The sequence below is a fragment of the Streptomyces sp. NBC_01341 genome (genome assembly GCF_035946055.1).
Classification (GTDB): domain Bacteria; phylum Actinomycetota; class Actinomycetes; order Streptomycetales; family Streptomycetaceae; genus Streptomyces.
This window is the reverse complement of the sequence record NZ_CP108364.1, coordinates 2521516-2541531: the sequence shown is the minus strand read 5'-3', so window position 1 is coordinate 2541531 and position 20016 is coordinate 2521516. Positions and strand designations below refer to the sequence as shown.

Sequence of the window (20016 nt, the reverse complement as noted above, 5' to 3'; positions counted from 1 at the left end):
CCCCGGCAGGCTGGTGTTCATGGCGGGCAGCCGTGAGGGCCTCCGCCGCGAAGGGAGTTCGCCATGTCTCAGCCGGTCGGGACCCTCCGTCAGCAGGTCACGGGTGACCTGTACGCGGAGGTGCAGACCTTCTACGCCCAGCAGATGCGACGGGTCGACGCCCTCGACATCGAGGGGTTCGCCGACACGTTCACGGACGACGGGGAGGTCGTGCACGCGGGCGGGCACCGCCAGAGCGGCCGGGCGGAGATGATCGCCGGGATGCGGGCCAGCCTGCCCCGCTACCAGGACATCGCCGTACGCCACTGGTTCGGCCACCTGATCATCGAGCCCGACGCGACGGACGCGGACGTCCTGCGCGTCTCGTACTACACGCTGGTCACGCAGACCGACCGCGAGGGCAAGGTCGCCTTCCAGCCGACGTTCACCGTGGACGACGTGCTGGTGCGCCGCGACGGCGGGCTGCTGACCCGGTCGAGGGTCATCCACCGTGACACCCCGGTGGCCCCGCCCGCCGTCTGAGCGGTTCTTCCGTTCGGTCCACCACCCGGCACGTGGACGAGGGGCCCTGCGCGCAGGGCCCCTCGTCCACGTGCCGGGTGGTGTCCGGCGGCCGTTCAGTCGATGCCCCGGCAGATGTGCGGCTCGCTCCCGTCGTCGTCGGGGTCCCCGGCCAGCAGCAACGGCACCCACAGGGGTACGGCGGCGAGGGGAAGGGCGGGAAGGGTCACGGGCGGTGGCTCCACCGTCTCGCGGTCCAGCAGCATCGTCTCCATCGACGAGTCCTCCTTCTTCGAGATGTGCGGTGTGTGCGATCACGCGTGGCAGGCCGGCAGCCCGCCGTTGTAGGCGACCATCTCCTTGAACGAGGCGGCCACGTCGATGCGGGCACCCGGGGCGAGGCCCTCCAGTTCCGCGTAGGCGCGGTGCAGGTTGCCGACCAGCCGTTCGGGGTCCAGCAGACCGCCGAACTCCCCGAGGTCCGCCTCCCGCGCGGCCCGCAGCGGGGCCACGCCCCGCCGCAGGCCGTCCACGGCCAGCTCCCGCACCCGGACGAGGTAGGCCCGGGTGGCGTCGATCAGCTCGGGGCCCCCGACCGGACCGTGGCCGGGGACCACCACCGCGGGCTCCAGTGCCCGCAGCCGGTCCAGGGCCTCCAGCGAACCGGTCACGGAGCCCATCAGGATGTACGGCGTCACCCCCGACCAGACCACGTCGCCGGTGAACAGGACGGACCGCTCCGGCACCCACGCCACGACGTCGTTCGCCGTATGGGCGGGTCCCACGTGCAACAGCTCGGTGCGGATGTCCCCGTGGTGCAGGGTGAGTTCGTCGCGGAAGGTGAGCGTGGGCAGGGTCAGAGGGGTCTCGCCCCATTCCACGCCGGGCCACAGGTGACGCAGACCGAGGCCGGCCTCCGCCGTGTCGGACCTGGTCCCCTCGTGGGCCACGATCACCGCGCGCGGGGCGAACTGCCCGTTGCCGAAGGTGTGGTCGCCGTGGAAGTGCGTGTTGACGACATGGTCCGGCCCGCCCGGCACGACGCGGGCCACCTCCTCGCGGAGCCGCCGGGTGCGGGACTCCGTCGCCGCCGTGTCCACGAGGACGGCGGAGTCCCGGCCGGCGACCAGGCCGGCGTTGTTCAGGCACCAGCCGCCTTCGGGCTGGACGAACGCGTACACCCCGTCGGCGACCGGCAGCAGCGAGCCGGGCGGTGCGATGCCCGCAGCGGTGGCCGTGCTCATGCGGCGGCCTCCGCGGCGGGCAGGCGGCCGAAGCGGCCCTGGTGGAAGAGGAGCGGGTCGGGGGCCGGCAGGCCACCGGACAGAGCGACGACCCGGCCGACGAGGAGCGTGTGGTCCCCGGCGGCGTACTCCGCGTCCAGCACGCACTCGAACGCCGCCTCCGCGTCGGGGAGCACCGCGTTGCCCGTGACGCCCTCCTCGGCGGAGAGCCGCAGCATCGCCTCCCGGCCCTCCGAGCGGTCGGGGCGGCAGAACTCCTGTGCCAGGTCGCGCTGCGACTCGGTCAGGACGTTCACCGCGAAACTCCCGGCGCGCGAGATCCGCGGCCGCATGCGGCCGTCCGCCTTCACGGACACCAGGATCAGCATGGGGTCGAGCGACACCGAGGTCAGGCTGTTGAGGGTCATCACGATGGTGCCGTCGCCGCTTCCCTGGGTGAGCAGCGTGACGCCCGTCGGGAAACGGCCCATCGCGGCGCGGAAGGAGGCCACGTCGGGCTCGGCCAGCAGCGCGCCGGCGGTCACAGCGGTCATGTCAGATACTCCGATTCCGCCCGTGCCAACAGGGCGTCGTGGTCGGTGGTTGCCGGACTGCCCGCGGGGGCGTCCGCGTCAGTAGTTTCCGAGGCCGCCGCAGACGTTCAGCGCCTGCGCGGTGATGGACGCGGCGGTGTCGGAGGCCAGGTAGCCGACCAGGCCGGCGACCTCCTCGGGGGTCGAGTAACGCCCCAGCGGGATCTTGGAGTTGAACTTGTCCTGGATCTCCTGCTCGCTGACCCCGTAGTGACCCGCGTAGCCCTGGCGCACGCGTTGCGCCATCGGGGTCTCCACATAGCCGGGGCAGACGGCGTTCACGGTGATGCCGGTCGCGGCGAGCTCCTTGCCCACGGCCTTGGTGAAGCCGATGACACCGTGCTTGGACGCGGAGTACGGCGCGGCCAGCTCGACGCCCTGCTTGCCGCCCGTGGAGGCGATGTTGATGATCCGACCCCAGTCGCCGTCCCGCATGAGACCGGTGCTCAGGACCTCGCGGGTCACACGGAAGGTGCCGTTGAGGTTCGTCTCGATCACGTCGTCCCAGAGGGAGTCCTCGATCTCGGCGGTCACCCCGCCGCCGCCCCGGCCGGCGTTGTTGACCAGGATGTCGATGCGCCCGTACTCCGCCACGGCGGCCCGCACGGCCTCCTTGATCTGTTCGAGAGAGGTCACGTCACAGACGGTCCCGGCCACCTCCAGGCCCTCCTCGCGCAGCTCCTTGACCACGGTGCTCACGCTCTCGGCGTTGCGCGCCACCCCGAACACCGCGACCCCCTGGCGGGCCAGCAGCTGGGTCACCGCGAGGCCGATCCCGCTGGTCGCACCGGTGACGAAGGCAACTCGTCGTCCCGTGTCTGTCATCGTGCTCTCCCCATCGCTCGTCTCGGTCCGGTCCACGCTGGGTCGACGGTGGGCCCGTCTCCTTGCGGGGTTCTCGGACGGCGGTGGAGCCGGGGTGGACGGCGCCTGTTCGAGCCGAACTCGACACACGGCCTAGCGGAAGCCGTCAGCGTGGGCTCCATTCGATGCGGCGACCGGGCGGACACCCGGCTGGAGCGAGGAGGCCCCGTGCCCGAGCAGACGCAGACCCTGCCCGACGTCAGGAAGTCGGTGACCGTGGCGGCGACGCCCGACCAGTGCTTCAAGGTCTTCACCGAGCGCCCCGCGGACTGGTGGCCGCCGAGCCACATCCTGGTCCGCAAGGAGCGCGCCGGACTGGCCTTCGAGGCCGGCGTGGGCGGGCGCTACTACGAGTGGGACGTGGAGGGCACCGAGATCGCGTGGGGCCGGGTGCTGGAGTGGGTGCCTGGCCGGAGGGTCGCGATGACCTGGCGGATCGACCCCAACTGGCAGTCCATCCCCACGGACGACGGCGCCAGCCGGATCGAGGTCGACTTCGAGGCCGTCGACGCGGAGCACACCAAGGTGTCGCTCGCCCACGTCGAGCTGGACCGGCACGGCCCGGGCGCCGAGCGGATCTTCAAGGCGCTCGACGGGCCGAGCCCGGGCGAGACGCTGGAGCGCTTCGCGCAGGCCGTCGCGGACGGGGCCGGGGCATGAGCGTGGACACCGGCGTCATCGAGGCCCCGGCCGCGGCGGGGACCGGGCTCGTCGAGGCCGCCGACCGGCTCCGCCTGCTCGCGGCCCTGCACGCCGGCGACGCGGACACCGGACGCGTCCTGTCCCACGAGGTCACCGACGCGATACGGGAGGCCGGGTTCGCCCGGCACTTCGTCGCCGCCCGGTTCGGCGGCGCGGAGGGCTCCTTCGACGAGCTGACCCGCGCCGTCGTGTCCGTCGGCCAGGGCTGTGCCGCTTCGGCGTGGTGCGCCTCGCTCGCCGCGTACTCGGCGCGCTTCGCCGCCCACCTGCCCGAGGAGGGCCACCAGGCGCTGTGGGGGACGAGCCCCGACACCGTCGTGGCGACCGGGCTGATGCCCGCAGGGCGGGCCAGGCCCGTCGACGGCGGCTGGCGCGTCACCGGCCGGTGGGCGTACGTCAGCGGGATCGACTTCGCCGACTGGGTCATGCTCTGCGCGGCCGTCGGGGGCGGAGAGGGACCGCCGCAGCTGCGCTTCTTCACCCTGCCGCGCGGCTCGTACGGCGTGCAGGAGACGTGGGACAGCGTCGGCATGCGGGCCACCGGCAGCCACACGGTCGTCGTCGACGACGTGTTCGTGCCGGGTCACCTGTCCTTCGACCGGACCGACATGCTCACGGGCCGCAACAGCACGTCCGGTGTGCCCTCGCACAACGTCCCCTTCCAGGCCGTCGGCGGACTCACCTTCATCGCCCCGGTCGTCGGGGCGGCGGCAGGCGCCCTGGAGGCCGCGGCCGGATCGGTCACCGGCCGGCGGCGGAACCAGACCGCCGAGCTGACGTTCGTACGCGCCTCCGGACGCATCGACGCGGCGCGCGGCCTCGTGGAGCAGAACGCCCAGGTCCTGGACCGGCGGCTGTTCACGCCCGAGCACATGGCGCGCAACGAGCGCAACGCCACCTACGCCGCGGAGAGCCTGTGCGAGGCGGTCGCACTCCTGGTGAGCGCGGCCGGCACCGGCGGCCTCGGGGAGGGGCACGCGCTGCAGCGGTTCTGGCGGGACGTCACGTCCGCGACCAGCCACGTGGCGCTCCAGTACGACACGGCGGCCCGCAAGAACTACTCGGCGGTGCTGCTCGGCCCCGCGGAGTAGACGCGTCCGCCGCGAGGCGGAAGGGGGCGTCCGGGAGGTCCCGGGCGCCCCCTTCCCGTCCCCCGGCACAGGCCCGAGCGCTCCAGTTGCGGGCGACTTGGCCTCCATCGGCGGTACGTACGTTGGCCCCGACCGGTAACGCCAAGCGGAGGTTTCATCGTGACAGTCACCCAGGAGACAGCCACCCAGGAGACGGCGCCCCAGGGCACCGGCTGCCCGGTGGCGCACACCTTCCCCTTCGACGGATCCAGCTACCGCGGTCCCGCGCCCGCCTACAGCCGGCTGCGCGCCGAACAGCCGGTGGTGAAGGTGCCCACGGCGGGCGGTGTCGACGCCTGGCTGATCACGCGGTACGAGGACGTCCGGCGGCTGTCCGCCGACCCCCGGCTCAGCCGTGCCCAGGCCTGCGGCGAGGGCGCTCCGCGGGTGGGCGGCACCATGCACACCACCCCGGAGATGATCATCTCCCTGGACGCGCCCGAGCACTCCCGGCTGCGCAAACTGGTGGCCGGCGCCTTCACCATGCGCCGGGTGGAGCGGATGCGGGAGAACGTCCAGCGGGTCACGGACGAGCTCCTGGACGACATGGAGGCCAAGGGCGGGACCGTCGACCTCGTCCAGCAGCTCGCGGTGCCGCTGCCGCTGACCGTCATCGGGGAGCTCCTGGGCGTACCCGCCGAGGACCTGCGGGAGTTCGAACAGTGGGCGCGTGCCTTCGCCACCGTCGACGACCGGGCCGGCGGCGAGGCGTCACTGCACGCCCTGGGCAAGCTGAGCGAGTACATCGTGGGGCTCATCGCGGAGAAGCGCGCCGACCCCTCCGACGACATGCTGTCCGAGCTAATCGCGGCCCGCGACGACGACGACCGCCTCAGTGAGCCCGAACTCGTCACCTTCGGATTCACCCTGATCGGCGCGGGCTTCGACACCACGGCCAACCAGCTGGCGAACTCCGTGCTCGCCCTGCTGGTCGACCACCAGGAGCAGTGGCGCTACCTGGTCGAGGACCACTCCCGCATCCCCAAGGCCGTAGAGGAGCTCCTGCGGCACGTCAACCTCTTCGCCACCGACACCTCGGGCTTCCCCCGCATCGCGGCCGAGGAAATCGAGGTCGGCGACGTGACGATCCCCAAGGGCGACGCGGTCCTGCTGTCCCTGGCGTCCGCCAACCGCGACCCCGAGGTCTTCGACGAGCCCGACCGGCTCGACCTCGGCCGCGAGCGCAACCCGCACATCTCCTTCGGCCACGGGATGCACTACTGCCTGGGCAAGCACCTGGGGCGCATGGAGATGGAGATCGCCATCGAGGGCCTCGTGCGGCGTTTCCCGGACCTGAAGCTCGCGGTGCCGGAGAGTGAACTGCCATGGCACACAGGGGAGATCAACCACACGCTGACCAGTCTCCCGGTCGTCCGGGGCAACTGACCCGGCGGACACACCGGAACGGCCCCGGCCCCCTCGTCGTCCTTCACGGACAAGAAGAAGGACGAGGGGGCCGGGGCCGTTCCGTGCCCGCGCACCTCCGCGCAGCACGAGCCGCGCCCGCCTTCCGCTCGGGGGAGCGGGAGGCGGGCGCGCGGGCAGGAGGCCGGAGCCGGGTCAGCCGGCCGCGGAGGACACCCGGACGGCGGTGGCGTCCACGTCGATCGGCCCCTGGGGGCCGGCGGTCGCGTCGGGGGTGACGAAGGCGTACGCCCGGGAGACGAACCGCTGCCCCGATATCCGCCCCATGTGCACCGCCTCCACCTTGCCCGGGTACGGGGATCCCGGCGGGCCCGGCGGGTGCGTGACGTAGAAGGCGAACGTGCCGTTGTTCTTGTCGCTCCAGAAGCCGCTGCCGGCGAACTGGGGCGCACCGTTCTCGTCGGCCGGCCCCTCGACCGTCAGCTGGTGGTCGGCGCGGAAGACGAAGCGGGAGTGGGCGACGGAATCGCCGTCAGGGGTGTGGACGGTCACCGTGAGGTCCCAGGTTCCGGCCAGCGACACGGCTCCGACGTGGTGCCTGGACGTCTCGCCGGCCGTGGCCGACGCGGTGCCGACACCGGCCAGGACCGCGAGTACGGCCAGCCAGACGCCGAGGACTCTCAGGGTGATCGGACGCGGAGGCCGACGCCGGGCGGTATCGGCCCCGGTGGTCGCGCCCGCGGGCGCCGACGTGGTTTCAGGCATGGACGGACAGCCTTTCCTGGATGGTTGTGCGGGACGGTGAAGCTGTGGGGGTGGTGGGGGTGGTGGGGGTGCGGGGGAGTCTCTTGAGGTCGAAGCCCGGCTCGCGGACGGTCCCGGGCGACAGATCGGTGCCGGCCGTGAGCAGGCGCCGGGCAATGCCGTGGTCCGCGGGACGGTTCACCGACTCGACGCCGGTCAGCCGGCCCCCGCGGAAGCAGAAGACGGAGAACTTCCCGTCGGCGAGGTCGCCGACGGTGACCGTCTCGTCGTGGGGCGCCGTCAGCCCCGCGATCTGCAGCCGCAGCGCGTACTGCTCGGACCAGAACCAGGGCACGGCGGTGTACGCGTAGGGCTCGCCGCAGACAGCGGCGGCCACGCACTTGGCCTGGTCGGAGGCGTTCTGGACGGACTCAACCCGGACATGGCGGCCCGCGCGCGGGCTCGGGAAGCGCGCGCAGTCACCGAGGGCGAAGATGTCAGGGTCGCTGGTGCGCAGCTGCGCGTCCACGACGACGCCGTCACCGACGAGCAGGTCCGCGGCGAGAGCCAGTTCGATGTTCGGCAGGACGCCGACGCCGACCACGACGAGGTCCGCGGCGATCCGCTCGCCGCCGTCCAGCTCCATGACCTGGACCCGGCCCTCGGCGTCGCCGAAGAGTGCGGTCACCTCGCGCCCCAGCAGGACGCGTACGCCCCGCTCGCGGTGCTCGGCGACGATCCGGTCCGACGTCGTGGGGGTGAGCGCGCGGGCCAGGGCCCGGGGCTGGGCCTCCACCACCGTCACGTCGTGGCCGAGGCCGCGGGCGGTCGCCGCCACCTCCAGGCCGATGAAGCCGGCGCCGACCACGACGAGTCTGCGGGGCGGCCCGCTGAGCCGCAGCCGCAGGTCCTCGGCGTCGGCCAGGCCGCGCAGCGACAGCACCCCGGTCAGCGAGGCGCCGGGCACGGGCAGGCTACGGGGCCGGGAACCGGTGGCCAGGACGAGGTTGTCGTACGGCAGCCGCAGTCCGGACTCCAGGAGGACGGTGCGCCGCTCGCGGTCGAGGGAGGCCACCCGGTCGCCGGGCAGCAGCTCGATGTCCTGTTCGGTGTAGAACGACGGGGGCCGCAGCGCGATCTCCTCGGCCGCCACCGTGCCCGCCAAGTAGCCCTTGGACAGCGGCGGCCGGTAGGACGGCCCGGGCGGCTCGTCGCCGATAAGCGTGATCCGGCCCCGGAAGCCCCGGCTGCGAAGGGCGCAGGCCGTTTCGAACCCCGCCTGGCCCGCGCCGACCACGACGACCGCGTGCGCGGCCATCAGCTCTGCGCCTCGGGCAGGTGGACCAGCAGTCCGTCGATCTCGTCACCGACGGGCAACTGGCAGCTCAGCCGGCTGAACTCGGTGCGCTCGCAGGCGGTGCCGTACAGCACGTCGTCCTCGACGGAGTCCATCTCGGGCAGCGGCAGCGTGTTCGCCTCGTCGACGTACACATGGCAGGTGCCGCACTGGGCGGAGCCGCCGCACTGGGCCTCGATGCCGTCGACGTTGTTGAGCTTCGCACCGCGCATGACCGTGTTGGGCGCCTGGACGTCGACGATGGTGACGGTACCGTTCGGATGCTTGTAGGTGATCTTGGCCATGGCGAGCTCTCCTCGTGGAATGTCGGCCGGCCGTGCGGAAGTACGGCACCGGACTGTGGGATACATCCCTGCATTCCCGGTGGAGGGGATCTCGCGCGCCGGCCCGCGCGACCCCGGCGCCCCATGGGGGCGGACCCGCGCTCGAGCGCGCGTCGACACGCGGTCCGGCGGCAGTCCATCGAAGGGGCGCAGCGTGCCCGCATGACTGTGACCGATCGGACGCGACAGACGCCCGCCCCGCCCGGCAGGGCCGCCCCCCGGACCGGACTGGTGCTCGTCGCCTGCTGTCTGGGCCAGTTCATGAACGTGCTCGACGCCTCGGTGGTGAACGTGGCGCTGCCCGTCATCGCGGGGGACCTGGACTTCGACCGGCACAACCTGCAGCTCGTCAACAACGCCTATACCGTGGTGGTCTGCGGCTTCCTGCTGCTGGGCGGACGGCTCGCGGACCTGTTCGGCCAGCGCAGGATCTTCCTGTGCGGAGTCGCCTTGTTCACGCTCGCCAGCGCGGTCGGCGGAATGGCCGACGCCCCGGGCACGCTGATCCTCGCCCGCGCCTTCCAGGGGCTCGGAGCCGCCGTCATGGCGCCCGCCACGCTCACCGTGCTCGGCACGACCTTCACCGAACCGGGCGCACGGGCACGGGCCTACGGCTGGTGGAGCGCCGTATCCGGGACGGCCGGGGCGATCGGGGTGCTGGCCGGCGGTGTGATCACCGAGTGGTTCTCCTGGCGGTGGATCTTCCTGATCAACGTCCCCATCGGGATCGCCCTGCTCGCCGCCGTCCGCTGGGTCGTACCGGAGACCCGGCCGAAGGGCGAGGGGCGTGCCCACCGCAGGCTCGACCTCCCCGGTGCCGTCACGGTCACGCTCGGGCTGATGGGCACCGTGTACGGGGTCTCGGAGTCGCATGTGCACGGCTGGGGTTCCGTGCGGGTGCTCGGACCGCTGCTGGCCGGCGCCGCGCTGCTCGCCGCCTTCCTGGTGATCCAGGCACGGTTCGCCCGGCACCCCCTGGTGCCGCTCAAGACCTTCCGCAACCGTTCCGTGGCCGCCGCCAACCTTGTCGCCTTCTTCGGCATCGCCGCGCTCTTCAGCACCTTCTACTTCTTCACCCTGCTGCTCCAACAGGTGCTCGGCTACAGCCCGCTGGTCACCGGCCTGAGCTATCTGCCCCTGTCCCTGGGCATGGCGCTCGGCGGCTGGGGCATCGCCTCGGTCGTTCCCCGCACCGGACCGCGCCCGGTCCTGCTCGGCGGCCTCGCGCTGTCCGCCGTCGCACTGTTCTGGCTCGCCCGGCTGGACGCGGGCGCCACGTACACCGTGGACGTGCTGGGCCCCGCCGTGCTCCTCGGCCTCGGTATGGGCGCGGTGCTCAACGCCACGACGAACGCCGCCACCGCCGGACTCCCCGCCCATCAGGCCGGGCTCGCCTCCGGGCTGCTCAACACCACCCGGCAGCTCGGCAGCGCGGCCGGTCTGGTGACCCTGGCCGCGCTGTCCGCCGCCCGCGTCGACGCCCGCGTCTCCGCCGGGGCGGACACCACGGACGCCCTCGCCTCCGGCTACGGACTGGCGCTCACCTGGGCGGCCCTGTTCGCCGTGGCCGGACTGGTGGCGGCGCTGTTCGTGCCGGTCCGGGAACGTTCCAGTACCCCTCGAGGCACAGCTACGAGTCTGGCGCCCTGACGAGAACGGAGGTTTGCGGTGGTGAGCGAGTTCCACACACAGCGGCCGGCATGGTCGCCCGCATCGGACGACGACCGGACCGAGCATGCGACGATCGAGGTCCCCCGCGACTACACCGACCCCGGGGGCGAGCGGATCACACTCGCCCTGAGCCGCCGCCGCGCCACCGACCCGGCGCGCCGGCGCGGTGTCCTGCTGGCCGTCAACGGCGGCCCCGGCGGCGACTGGGGGCACGGCCTCGGACTGCCCGGCAAGTTCGCCGGAACCCCCCTGGAGGAGGTCTACGACCTCATCGGCTTCGACCCGCGCGGCACCGCCGGATCGACCCGGCTGTACGCCGAAGTGTCCGTCCCCGCGCAGCCGTTCGACTCCCGGCCGCCGGACACCGTGTTCGCCGGACTGGCCGAGGACATGCGGCTGCGCGAGGAGGCCTGCGCACGGGGCGGCGGGGACCTGCGCCCGCATATCAGCACCCCCAACACCGCCCGGGACATGGACGTGATCCGTGCCGTGCTCGGCGAGGAGCGGATCAGCTTCGTCGGGTACGCGTACGGCGCCTACGTCGGTGCCGTCTACGGCAGCCTCTTCCCGGCCGGCCTGGACCGGCTGGTCCTGGACTCCTGCGTCGGCCCGCAGTGGACGTGGCGCGAGCAGTTCCTCCAGCAGGGCGACGCCGTCCAGCGCAACGTCGACCTGTGGGCCCGCTGGACCGGCGAGCGGCACGCCGGCTTCGCCGTCGGCGCCTCGGCCGAGCAGGTGCTCACCACCGTGGAGGAGGCGGTCGCCGCCCTGGAGTCGCTGCCGCAGGACGCCGTGAGGCTGCGGACCCTGTTCGACGGGGCCGTGGGCAACCGGGCGGCCGACCGCGGCCAGTGGGCCACCCTCGCCGTCCTGGTCGCCGGCGTGCACCGGGCGGCCCGCGAGGGCGACCCGGACGCCTGCCGCGAACTGCTCGCCGAACAGGGCACCTGGCGGCCCGCGGACAGCGAGGGCGACCTGCGCGTCGGCGTCCTGGAGGCCATCACGCTGGAGCACGCCTGGCCGTCCGACCTGGAGGTCTACTACCAGGACATGCGGGAGTTCCGTAAGCGGTTCCCGTACGGCTACGGGGTGCTCCGGGCCTCGCCGTGGGTGGGTGCCTTCCGCACCTTCGAGGCCGCCGAGGAGCCGGTGCGGATCACCCGCGACGGCTACGCCGCCGGCCTGATCGTGCAGGCCGACGGCGACCCCATGGACCACTACGACGGCGGTGTGGCCATGGCCGAACTGGTCGGCCACCACCTGCTCACCGTCCAGGACTCGGGAGAGCACGAGGTGTACGTGCTGGGCGGCAACCCGCACGTCGACGCCGTCGTGCACCGCTATCTCGTGGACGGCACCCTGCCGCCCGCACGCTCTTGTGTCCCGGGCCGCACCCCGCGTCCGGACGTTCCGGCGGACGCGGCCTGAGCGGGTCGAGTCCGAAGCAACCCCGTGTCCAGCAGCGCCTTCTACGGTGCCGCGCAACCGTGTCAACTGTGGAGGTGCTGTTGTGTCCGTGACCGAGTACGGGAGCGAGTCAGTGACCGATGAGGACCGGGACATGAAGGTGTTCCCCCTCGCCGGCTCGTCCTACCGCTGCCCCGCCCCGCAGTACGCCGGGCTGCGGGCCGGGCAGCCGGTCGTACGGGTGCGTACCGAGGGCGGCGTGGACGCCTGGCTCGTGACCGCCTACGACGAGGCCCGGGAGGCACTGGCGGATCCCCGGCTGAGCCGGGCCGAGACCGTGAAGCCCGGCGCACCCCGGATCGGCGGGGCGATGACCTCGACGCCCGAAATGATCATTTCCATGGACGGGTCCGAGCACGCCCGGCTGCGCCGGCTCGCGGCCGGGGCGTTCACCGCACGGCGCATCGAGCAGATGAGGCCGGGCATCCAGCGGATCGCCGACGGGATGCTCGACGGCCTCGCCGCGTCCGGCGGACCGGTCGACCTGGTGGAGCGGTTCACCGTGCCCATGCCGCTGACCGTCATCGGTGAGCTGCTGGGTGTGCCGATGAGGGTCCTGCGGCTGTTCGCCGCCAACGCGCGGGACTTCGTCACCGTCGACGACCAGGGCGAGGACTCGGACTCCGTCAACGGCCTGGCCAAGCTGAACGAGTACATGGTCGAGGTCGTCGCGGAGAAGCGCGAGAACCCCACCCAGGACCTGCTGTCGGATCTGATCACGGCCAGGGACAGCGGGGACCGGCTCAGCGAGACGGAGCTGGTGACCTTCGCCTTCACCCTGATCGGGGCAGGCTTCGACACCACGGCCAACCAGCTCGCCAGCTCCGTCCTGGCGCTCATCGCGCACCACCGCGACCAGTGGAACTGGCTGGCCGAGGACCGCTCCCGGATCCCGAAGGCGGTCGAGGAACTGCTGCGGCACGTCAACCTCTTCTCCACGGACTCGGCCGGCAACCCGCGCATCGCCGTGGAGGACCTGGAGCTCGGCGGGATGAAGATCGCCAAGGGGGACGCCGTGGTGATCGCCATCTCCTCGGCCAACCGTGACGAGAGGGTCTTCCCCGACCCGGACCGCCTCGACCTCGGCCGCTCCCACAACCCGCATCTCTCGTTCGGCCACGGCATGCACCTGTGCCTGGGCAAGCAACTGACCCGGATGGAACTGGAGATCGCCATCGACGGCCTGGTACGGCGCTTCCCCGACCTCCGGCTCGCCGTGCCCGAGAGTGAGGTCCCCTGGCACCTGGGCGGGATCAACCACGCCCTGGAGACCCTGCCGGTCACCTGGGGAACCTGATCCAGGACCGCAGCAGTCGAGCCCCCGCCCGTCACAGGGCGGGGGCTCGACTGCTGCGCGGGGGAACGCCGTCAGCCGACGGGCGCGTCCTGCTGCACCTCGGCGGGGTCGGCGCCGGCGATCCAGGCGTCCATGGACGGCTTCATCAGGGTGTTCAGCAGCTCGACCCGGATGCCGCCCAGACCGCGGTGGTAGACCCACATCAGGGTGCCGTCCGCCTCGGTGTCGTTGGAGGCCTCCACCTCGAAGCCGAGTTCCACGAGTGCCGCGGAGGTGGCCTCGATCCGGTCGTTCTCGGCCCAGTAGCCCACGTGATGGGCCCCGTTGCTGCCGTCGGACACCCAGACGGTGCCCGGGATGGCCTCGACGAGTTCGAGCCGCGGCTCCTCCAGCGAGAGCACGAAACGCTGGTCGCCGTGCTGGAGGCCGCCCGGGGTGCGCGCCGTCACCTGGAGCTCCATCACGCTGGTCCAGCGGTAGCCCGCCAGCTCGCTCAGCGTCTTCATCGCCAGGTCCAGGTCCTCCACGACCAGACCGGTGTGGAACAGGGCCTCGGGGCTGAGCACCGGGCCGGGTGCGGGACTGCCGTCCTGCCGGTCCGCTGTCTGCGACATCGGTGTGCCGTCCTTTCCTTCTTCGGGTTCGGTTCCGTGGGCCCGGATGCCCTCAGACCTGCTTCGCGCGTACGAGATCGGCGCCGCCGTCCATCGTGAGGATCTGGCCCGTCACCCACGCGCTGCTCGGCGCGGCGAGCAGCGTGATCCACTGCGACACGTCCTCGGGCACGCCCGTCACTCCCAGCGGCACGCTCTTCGCCGCCTGCGCGAAGAGCTCGTCCACCTGCTCGGGGGGCATGCCGTGGCTCTCGTAGACCTCGGTGCGCACCCAGCCCGGAGCGACCGCGTTCACCCGGATGCCCTTCGGGGCCAGCTCCAGTGCCCAGGAGCGGGTGAAGGTGTTCACCGCTGCCTTGCTCGCCGCGTACACCGAGGCCATCGGAGTCGGGTTGTGGCCTGCCGGGCTGGTGACGAACACGATGCTGCCGCCCGGCGAACGGAGCGCAGGGAGGAGCCGGTTGGTGAGGATCACGGTGCCGAGCACGTTGACGTCGAACAGCTCTCGGGCCGCGTCCGTGTCGATGCTGCCGGCCGCGCCGATGGTATGGATCCCGGCGTTGTGCACCAGGACGTCGAGGGAGCCGCCCAGCTCGCCGACCGCCTCGGCGACCGCGTCCGCGCCGCTCTGCGTGCTCACATCGGCGCGGACCGGGACGATGGCCGGGTGCAGTGCCGCCACCTCGGCGAGCCGGTCGGCCCGGCGCCCGGTGACGATCACGCCCGCGGCACCCTGCTTGGCGAAGTCGAGGGCGGTGGCACGGCCGATGCCGGTGGCACCGCCCGTGACCACGACGTACTGGTTGGTGAACGGATGGTTGGTCATGCTCCGTCCTTTCGGATCGGCTCGGGAGAGGGGGATCAGACGTAGATGGACTTCGACGTCCAGTCGGGGGCGGGCAGCGCCTTGCGGTCCGCCTTGCCGTTTGCCGTGATGGGCAGCTCGGCCAGCGAGACGAAGGCCGCGGGGATCATGTGCTCGGGCACGCGCTCGCGCAGATACGAGCGCAGGGCGCGCCGGTCGAGGGTGTCGGCCTCCGGTACGACCCATGCCACCAGCCGGCGGTCGCCCAGGTGGCTCTCCCGGACGCCGACCGCGGCGCCGCGCACCTGCGGATGGCCGGCGAGGACGCTCTCGAGCTCACCGGGCTCGATACGGAAGCCCCGCAGCTTGAACTGGTCGTCGTTGCGGCCGAGGAACTCGATGACCCCGTCGGGGCGCCGCCTGGCCAGGTCGCCGCTGCGGTAGAACCGCCCGGCCGCGCTGTCCCAGGGGGCGGTGACGAAGGCCTTGTCGGTGAGGTCGGGGCGCCGCCAGTACCCCCGGGACACTCCCGCGCCGCCGATCCACAGCTCGCCGGATACGCCGTCGGGCAGCGGCAGGCCGGAGTCGCCGACGATACGGACGTCGACGTTCTGCAGCGGCGTGCCGATCGGCACGGAGTGGCCGAGGTCCTCGTGTGCGCCGATCCGGTGGCAGACGGCGAACGTGGTGGTCTCCGTCGGCCCGTAGCCGTTGACGATCGCGCAGCCTGGCACCGCGGCCTGCAGCTCGCGGATGTGCGGGACGGAGAGCACGTCGCCGCCGGCCAGCACCGTGCGCAGCCCGCCGAACGCCTTGACGTCCACATCGATCTGCCGGTGGAAGAGCGCGGCCGTCAGCCAGAGCACGGTGATGCCCTCGTCGCGCAGCAGGGCGCCGAGCTCCTCCGCCTGGATCTGCCGCGGCGGGGCGAGCACCAGCCGGGCCCCGTTGAGGAGAGCGCCCCAGATCTCGAACGTGGCGGCGTCGAAGGCGACGGGCGCGAGCTGCAGGATCCGGTCGTCGGCGCCCAGCTCCACGTAGTTGGGGTCCGTCACCAGGTTGGTGATGTTGCGGTGCTCGACCATGACGGCCTTCGGGCGGCCGGTGGACCCCGAGGTGTACATCAGATAGGCGAGGTCGCCGGGCCGGACCCCGGCGGTCTCCGGCGGCAGCGGACGGTCCGCCGCGGGGCGGGCCGGCACACGCAGGACCGGGATGCCGTACGCCGAGAAGCGGCCGGCATCGTCCGGCTCGCACAGGACGGCACGTACCTCCGCGTCCGCGAACACCTCGGCCACCCGTGCGGCCGGGTCGTCGAGGCCGATGGGGACGAACGCCGCGCCGGCCCCCAGCACGCCGAGCAGTGCGGCGACGAGTTCGGGGGAGCGCTCCAGGCAGACGGCGATCCGGTCGCCCGCCGTCGCCCCCGCACCGTCCGTGAGCTCCCGCGACACCTCTCGCGCCCAGCGGTCGAGCCCGGCGTAGGTCAGGTGGTCGTCACCGGCGGAGACCGCCACGGTGTCGGGGGCGTCGGCGGCCCGACGGCGAAACGCTGCGACTACCGATGTCATCGGCCTGTCTCCTCTCGAGGTGCCCGGGGCGGCAGGGTCCGCGAACCGGCTCGAATGCCGGTGGAACCGGCCACGTCCTCGCTCGGGTCAAGGCGCGCGCGAGGGCGCCCCTGTTCACTGAATTGCCGGCTCCGCTTAGGGCCCGTCCGGCCCCGTTCCGCCGGACAGGCCCGTAGGGCCGACGGTCTCCGTCAGCCACCCCACCATCCGGGCCGGTACCGCACTCGACGGGAGTACCACCGTGACCATTCTCGTAACCGGGGCACGCGGCAACGTCGGCCGCCGCGTCCTCGACCGCCTGCACGCCGCGGGCCACACCCTGCGCGCATCCGGCCGCACGCCCGGGGAGTTGAGCGTTCCGGCCGGAGTGGACACCGTCCGGCTGGACCTGAACGAGCCGGACACCTTCGATGCCGCCCTCGACGGCGTGGAAAAGGTGTTCCTGTACGCCGAGTCCGAAGGCGCCAAGGACCTCTTCGCCGCCGCGGCCGGGGCAGGGGTCCGGCACGTCGTCCTGCTGTCCTCGTCCACGGTCGGCGGCCCCGACGCCGAGACCGACGCCCTGGCCCTGCTCCACGCGGCCGTCGAGGACGCGCTCGCCGAGTCGGCGCTGCCGGGCACCGTGCTGCGGCCGGGTGCCTTCGACGGCAACGCGTTCGGGTGGAGTGACGCCATCCGCAGGGGAGAGCCCGTCGAACTGCCGTACACGCACGCCCACACCGCGCCCATCCACGAGGGCGACATCGCCGACGTCGCCGCGGCCGCCCTGGCCGACGAGACGCTCGTGGGCCGGACCCTCACCCTCTCCGGACCGCAGTCGCTGACCTTCCGTGAGCAGCTCGGCATCCTCGGGGAACTCCTCGGACGCGAGATCCCGGTGCGGGAACTCACCCGGGACCAGGCGGTCGAGCGGATGGGCCGGTTCGTCCCCGCGCCGATCCTCGCCTCGCTCCTCGGCCAGTGGGCCGCGGGGGTCGGGCGGCCTGCCGCGACCCTGGACACCGTGGAACGCATCACCGGACGGCCGGCGCGGACCTTCCGCCAGTGGGCCGGGGAGAACCTCGGCGCGTTCGCCGCCCAGGACTGATCGAGCGGGTCTCAAGAAGAGACTGCGAAGGTGCCCTCAGATTGCTCCTAAGCCGGTGGGCCGGCGTCGTCCGCCCGGCCCACCGTCGAACCGAGGGGCATGTCCGTGACTTGGAGGTCCGGAATGTACGACGTCATCGTGGTGGGGGCTCGCGTCGCGGGTGCCGCCTCCGCTCTGCTCCTGGCGCGGGCGGGCCATCGGGTGCTGCTCGTCGACCGGGCGCGGTTCCCCAGTGACACGCTCTCCACGCACTACATCCACCAGCCCGGTATCGCGCGGCTCGCCCGCTGGGGGGTGCTGGACGCGGTCCGCGCAACCGGCTGCCCGGCGCTGGACAGGACCGTCTACCAGGTCGAGGACGTCCGGCTGGACGGCGGCACCGTCCCGCACGAGGGACAGTCGGCCGCGTACGCACCGCGCCGGTACCTGCTGGACCAGATCCTGGTCGACGCGGCCGTTGCCGCCGGTGCGGAGTTCCGGGACGGCTGCTCCGTGTCCGGTCTCGTCTTCGACGGGGACCGCGTCGTCGGGGTCAAGTGCCGCTCGGCGGACGGCAAGCCGGTCGAGGAGCGGGCACGCCTCGTGGTGGGTGCGGACGGGATGCGGTCGGCGGTGGCCAAGGCCGTCGACGCCCCGTACACGGTCCAGGACCCGCTCATGTCCTGCATCTACTTCACCTACTGGCAGGGCATCAAGTCCCAGTTCGAGCTGTACGAGCGCCCCGGCCGCTGGATCGGCGCGATACCGACCAACGACGACGCCACCCTGATCGCCGCCTACTTCCCGCAGGCGGAGTTCCACCAGGTGCGCGGCGACGCGCTGGAGCACTACCTGGAGAACATCCGCACCACCGCGCCGGACCTGTACGCGCGGGCGATGGACGGCGGCGAACGCGTCGAACGGCTGCGCGGCACCGGGGACCAGCAGAACTTCTTCCGCACCCCGGCCGGCCCCGGCTGGGCGCTCGTCGGTGACGCCGCACACCACAAGGACTCGATCACCGCGCGCGGCATCAGCGACGCCTTCCTGCAGGCCGATCTGCTGGCCGCGTCGGTCGGCGGCGTGCTCGATGACCCGGCGCGGCTCGCCGAAGGGCTGCGGAAGTACGGGGAGGAGCTCCAGGACGAGCTCTTCGAGGGCTACCGCAACACCCTGTTCGTGAGCCGCCTGGAGGTCACACCCGACCGGATGGCGATGCTCCGCATGGTCAGCGGGTCCCAGGACCTGACGGAGCGCTACTTCGCGGTGGCCGCCGGCGGCATGTCCGTCGACGAGCTGTACGACGAGGAACTGCACAGCCGGCTCGAGACCGAGGCGGCATGACGCCGACCGCGCCCCCGGACCGGGGCCACCGACCGAAGCAGAAGACAACGGAGGCACCAGTGACCGCAACGGAGTGGGAGAGGGAGCTTTGCCTGCTGTTCGGCGAAGTTCTCGGCATGCCGGACGTCGATGAGGAGGACAGCTTCTTCGACCTGGGCGGGCACTCCCTCCTGGCGTCCAAACTGACCCGGCGCGTCCATGAGGCGTTCGGGATCAAGGTCCCGGTACGCCGCATCTACCAGGCGCCCACCCCCGCGACTCTCGCGGCGTACCTCTACGCGTCCTGAAGGAGAGACTGACATGCGCTGGAACAACCTCTACGTCGCCGGTGTGGGTGCGTACCTGCCCGAGCGGATCGAGACCGCCGAGGAGGCGATCGCCGCGGGCAGTTACACGGAGCAGAAGCGTTCGCTGAACGGCTTCCGCTCGGTCCACGTGGCCGCCGAGAACGAGACCGGCCCCACGATGGCGGCGATCGCGGGGCGCCGGGCGGTGGCCAGGTCCGGGCACGAGCACGACGAGTTCGGCCTCGTCCTGCACAGCTACATCGGACACCAGGGGCTCGACTTCTGGACCCCCGCGAGCTTCGTGCAGCGCGAGACGGTCGGCGGCACGGGCCCGGCGTTCGAGATCAAGCAGGGCTGCAACGGCATGCTGGCGGCCTTCGAGGTGGCCTCCTCGTACGTGACTTCCCGCCCCGATGTCACCGCGGCGCTCATCACGGGCGGCGACGCCTTCCGGATGCCCTACATCGACCGCTGGGGGTCGGACGAGCAGAACGTCGACGGCGACGGCGCCGCGGCTCTCGTCCTGTCCAGCCGCGGCGGGTTCGCCCGCGTCCGCGCCACGTACTCGCACGCGGACCCCTCGCTGGAGCCGATGGGCCGCAGCGGGGCCGGCTGGACGGACGCGCCGTTCTCCGGGGGAGCCCCGGTCGGGGTCAGCGAGCGTAAGTCGGACTACCTGCTCGCCGAGGACATGGACTTCGACGACGCCATCGAGAAGATCTCCGCCAGCGTGCAGCTCTCGATGAAGCAGGCCCTCCACGAGGCCGAGGTGGAGCTGCCCGACGTGCGGTACTTCCTCCACCAGAACCTCGCCCTGTCGATCGTGACCCACGGGCTCTACGGCCTGCTGGGCGTCGACCGGGAGCGGACGACGCACGAGTGGGGCCTGAGCACCGGCATGGTCGGCACCGCCGACCCCGTGCTCGGACTGAACCGGGTCATGGAGAGCGGCGAGGCGAAGCCCGGGGACCTGGTGGTCCTCCAGGCGGCCGGTGCGGGATACGTGTGGACGACGACGGTGCTGGAGATCCTCGACACCCTGGACTGGTCGAACTGACCGCGTACGACGGCGGGGGAGAGACCGGGCCCTCC

Annotated in this window: 21 protein-coding genes; 11 read left to right on the top strand and 10 right to left on the bottom strand. The window is 72.3% G+C overall.

Annotated features, from left to right (window positions below):
• The first annotated feature begins 63 nt into the window (after positions 1–63).
• A complete protein-coding gene (locus OG206_RS10770) occupies positions 64–522 on the top strand; it encodes a nuclear transport factor 2 family protein (protein ID WP_327114720.1) in 459 nt (152 codons plus the stop codon).
• A gap of 95 nt (positions 523–617) precedes the next feature.
• On the opposite strand, the gene OG206_RS10765 is transcribed toward OG206_RS10770, so the two are convergent.
• The 4 genes from OG206_RS10765 to OG206_RS10750 form a co-directional block, all read right to left on the bottom strand.
• A complete protein-coding gene (locus OG206_RS10765) occupies positions 618–776 on the bottom strand; it encodes a hypothetical protein (RefSeq protein ID WP_327114718.1) in 159 nt (52 codons plus the stop codon).
• Between the two features lie 39 nt (positions 777–815).
• On the bottom strand, positions 816–1745 hold the full coding sequence (locus tag OG206_RS10760) for an MBL fold metallo-hydrolase (protein WP_327114716.1): 930 nt from the start codon (positions 1743–1745) through the stop codon (positions 816–818).
• Positions 1742–2278, bottom strand: coding sequence for a flavin reductase family protein (locus OG206_RS10755; protein ID WP_327114714.1), 537 nt, complete (start codon positions 2276–2278; stop codon positions 1742–1744). Before OG206_RS10755 ends, OG206_RS10760 begins: the two co-directional genes overlap by 4 nt.
• Before the next feature lie 78 nt (positions 2279–2356).
• Positions 2357–3142 (bottom strand): SDR family NAD(P)-dependent oxidoreductase, encoded by a 786-nt coding sequence (locus OG206_RS10750; RefSeq protein WP_327114712.1) that lies wholly within the window; start codon positions 3140–3142, stop codon positions 2357–2359.
• A gap of 207 nt (positions 3143–3349) precedes the next feature.
• On the opposite strand from OG206_RS10750, the gene OG206_RS10745 reads away from it, so the two are divergent.
• The 3 genes from OG206_RS10745 to OG206_RS10735 all read left to right on the top strand — a co-directional run bounded on the left by OG206_RS10745 (position 3350) and on the right by OG206_RS10735 (position 6399).
• The gene (locus OG206_RS10745; protein ID WP_327114710.1) at positions 3350–3841 is read left to right on the top strand and encodes an SRPBCC domain-containing protein; all 492 of its coding nucleotides are present in this window, start codon (positions 3350–3352) and stop codon (positions 3839–3841) included.
• The gene (locus OG206_RS10740) at positions 3838–4974 is read left to right on the top strand and encodes a hydrolase (RefSeq protein ID WP_327114708.1); all 1137 of its coding nucleotides are present in this window, start codon (positions 3838–3840) and stop codon (positions 4972–4974) included. The genes OG206_RS10745 and OG206_RS10740 overlap by 4 nt, the downstream gene beginning before the upstream one ends.
• A 159-nt stretch (positions 4975–5133) precedes the next feature.
• Complete coding sequence (locus OG206_RS10735; protein ID WP_327114706.1) at positions 5134–6399, top strand: cytochrome P450; 1266 nt, start codon at positions 5134–5136, stop codon at positions 6397–6399.
• Between the two features lie 174 nt (positions 6400–6573).
• On the opposite strand, the gene OG206_RS10730 is transcribed toward OG206_RS10735, so the two are convergent.
• The 3 genes from OG206_RS10730 to OG206_RS10720 are packed head-to-tail and all read right to left on the bottom strand — an operon-like array spanning position 6574 to position 8763.
• Positions 6574–7143, bottom strand: coding sequence for a hypothetical protein (locus tag OG206_RS10730; protein WP_327114704.1), 570 nt, complete (start codon positions 7141–7143; stop codon positions 6574–6576).
• A complete protein-coding gene (locus OG206_RS10725; RefSeq protein WP_327114702.1) occupies positions 7136–8440 on the bottom strand; it encodes an NAD(P)/FAD-dependent oxidoreductase in 1305 nt (434 codons plus the stop codon). Before OG206_RS10725 ends, OG206_RS10730 begins: the two co-directional genes overlap by 8 nt.
• Positions 8440–8763 (bottom strand): 2Fe-2S iron-sulfur cluster-binding protein, encoded by a 324-nt coding sequence (locus OG206_RS10720; protein ID WP_327114700.1) that lies wholly within the window; start codon positions 8761–8763, stop codon positions 8440–8442. The genes OG206_RS10725 and OG206_RS10720 overlap by 1 nt, the downstream gene beginning before the upstream one ends.
• Before the next feature lie 201 nt (positions 8764–8964).
• On the opposite strand from OG206_RS10720, the gene OG206_RS10715 reads away from it, so the two are divergent.
• The 3 genes from OG206_RS10715 to OG206_RS10705 all read left to right on the top strand — a co-directional run bounded on the left by OG206_RS10715 (position 8965) and on the right by OG206_RS10705 (position 13237).
• Positions 8965–10452: an MFS transporter gene (locus OG206_RS10715; RefSeq protein WP_327114698.1), complete on the top strand. Its 1488-nt coding sequence runs from the start codon at positions 8965–8967 to the stop codon at positions 10450–10452.
• Between the two features lie 21 nt (positions 10453–10473).
• Positions 10474–11901: an alpha/beta fold hydrolase gene (locus tag OG206_RS10710; protein WP_327114696.1), complete on the top strand. Its 1428-nt coding sequence runs from the start codon at positions 10474–10476 to the stop codon at positions 11899–11901.
• A gap of 133 nt (positions 11902–12034) precedes the next feature.
• Positions 12035–13237, top strand: a complete 1203-nt coding sequence (locus tag OG206_RS10705) for a cytochrome P450 (protein WP_327114693.1) — start codon at positions 12035–12037, stop codon at positions 13235–13237.
• A 71-nt stretch (positions 13238–13308) separates the two neighbouring features.
• Here the strand turns inward: OG206_RS10705 and OG206_RS10700 are convergent, their stop codons facing one another.
• Genes OG206_RS10700 through OG206_RS10690 form a run of 3 tightly spaced genes read right to left on the bottom strand, consistent with a single transcriptional unit; the run spans position 13309 to position 16227 of the window.
• Positions 13309–13851 carry a VOC family protein gene (locus OG206_RS10700; protein ID WP_327114691.1) on the bottom strand — a complete coding sequence of 181 codons (543 nt, stop codon included), beginning with the start codon at positions 13849–13851 and terminating at the stop codon, positions 13309–13311.
• Positions 13852–13903: 52 nt separating this feature from the next.
• Positions 13904–14677, bottom strand: coding sequence for an SDR family NAD(P)-dependent oxidoreductase (locus tag OG206_RS10695; protein WP_327114689.1), 774 nt, complete (start codon positions 14675–14677; stop codon positions 13904–13906).
• 35 nt (positions 14678–14712) lie between these two features.
• Positions 14713–16227 carry an amino acid adenylation domain-containing protein gene (locus OG206_RS10690; RefSeq protein ID WP_327114687.1) on the bottom strand — a complete coding sequence of 505 codons (1515 nt, stop codon included), beginning with the start codon at positions 16225–16227 and terminating at the stop codon, positions 14713–14715.
• 241 nt (positions 16228–16468) lie between these two features.
• Here OG206_RS10690 and OG206_RS10685 point away from each other — a divergent pair, with 241 nt between their 5' ends.
• The 4 genes from OG206_RS10685 (at position 16469) to OG206_RS10670 (ending at position 19981) form a co-directional block, all read left to right on the top strand.
• On the top strand, positions 16469–17314 hold the full coding sequence (locus OG206_RS10685) for an SDR family oxidoreductase (RefSeq protein WP_327114685.1): 846 nt from the start codon (positions 16469–16471) through the stop codon (positions 17312–17314).
• Between the two features lie 123 nt (positions 17315–17437).
• Positions 17438–18637, top strand: a complete 1200-nt coding sequence (locus tag OG206_RS10680; RefSeq protein WP_327114683.1) for an NAD(P)/FAD-dependent oxidoreductase — start codon at positions 17438–17440, stop codon at positions 18635–18637.
• Between the two features lie 59 nt (positions 18638–18696).
• A complete protein-coding gene (locus tag OG206_RS10675; RefSeq protein WP_327114681.1) occupies positions 18697–18924 on the top strand; it encodes an acyl carrier protein in 228 nt (75 codons plus the stop codon).
• A gap of 13 nt (positions 18925–18937) precedes the next feature.
• Positions 18938–19981, top strand: coding sequence for a ketoacyl-ACP synthase III family protein (locus tag OG206_RS10670; protein WP_327114679.1), 1044 nt, complete (start codon positions 18938–18940; stop codon positions 19979–19981).
• The last annotated feature ends 35 nt before the right edge of the window (positions 19982–20016 follow it).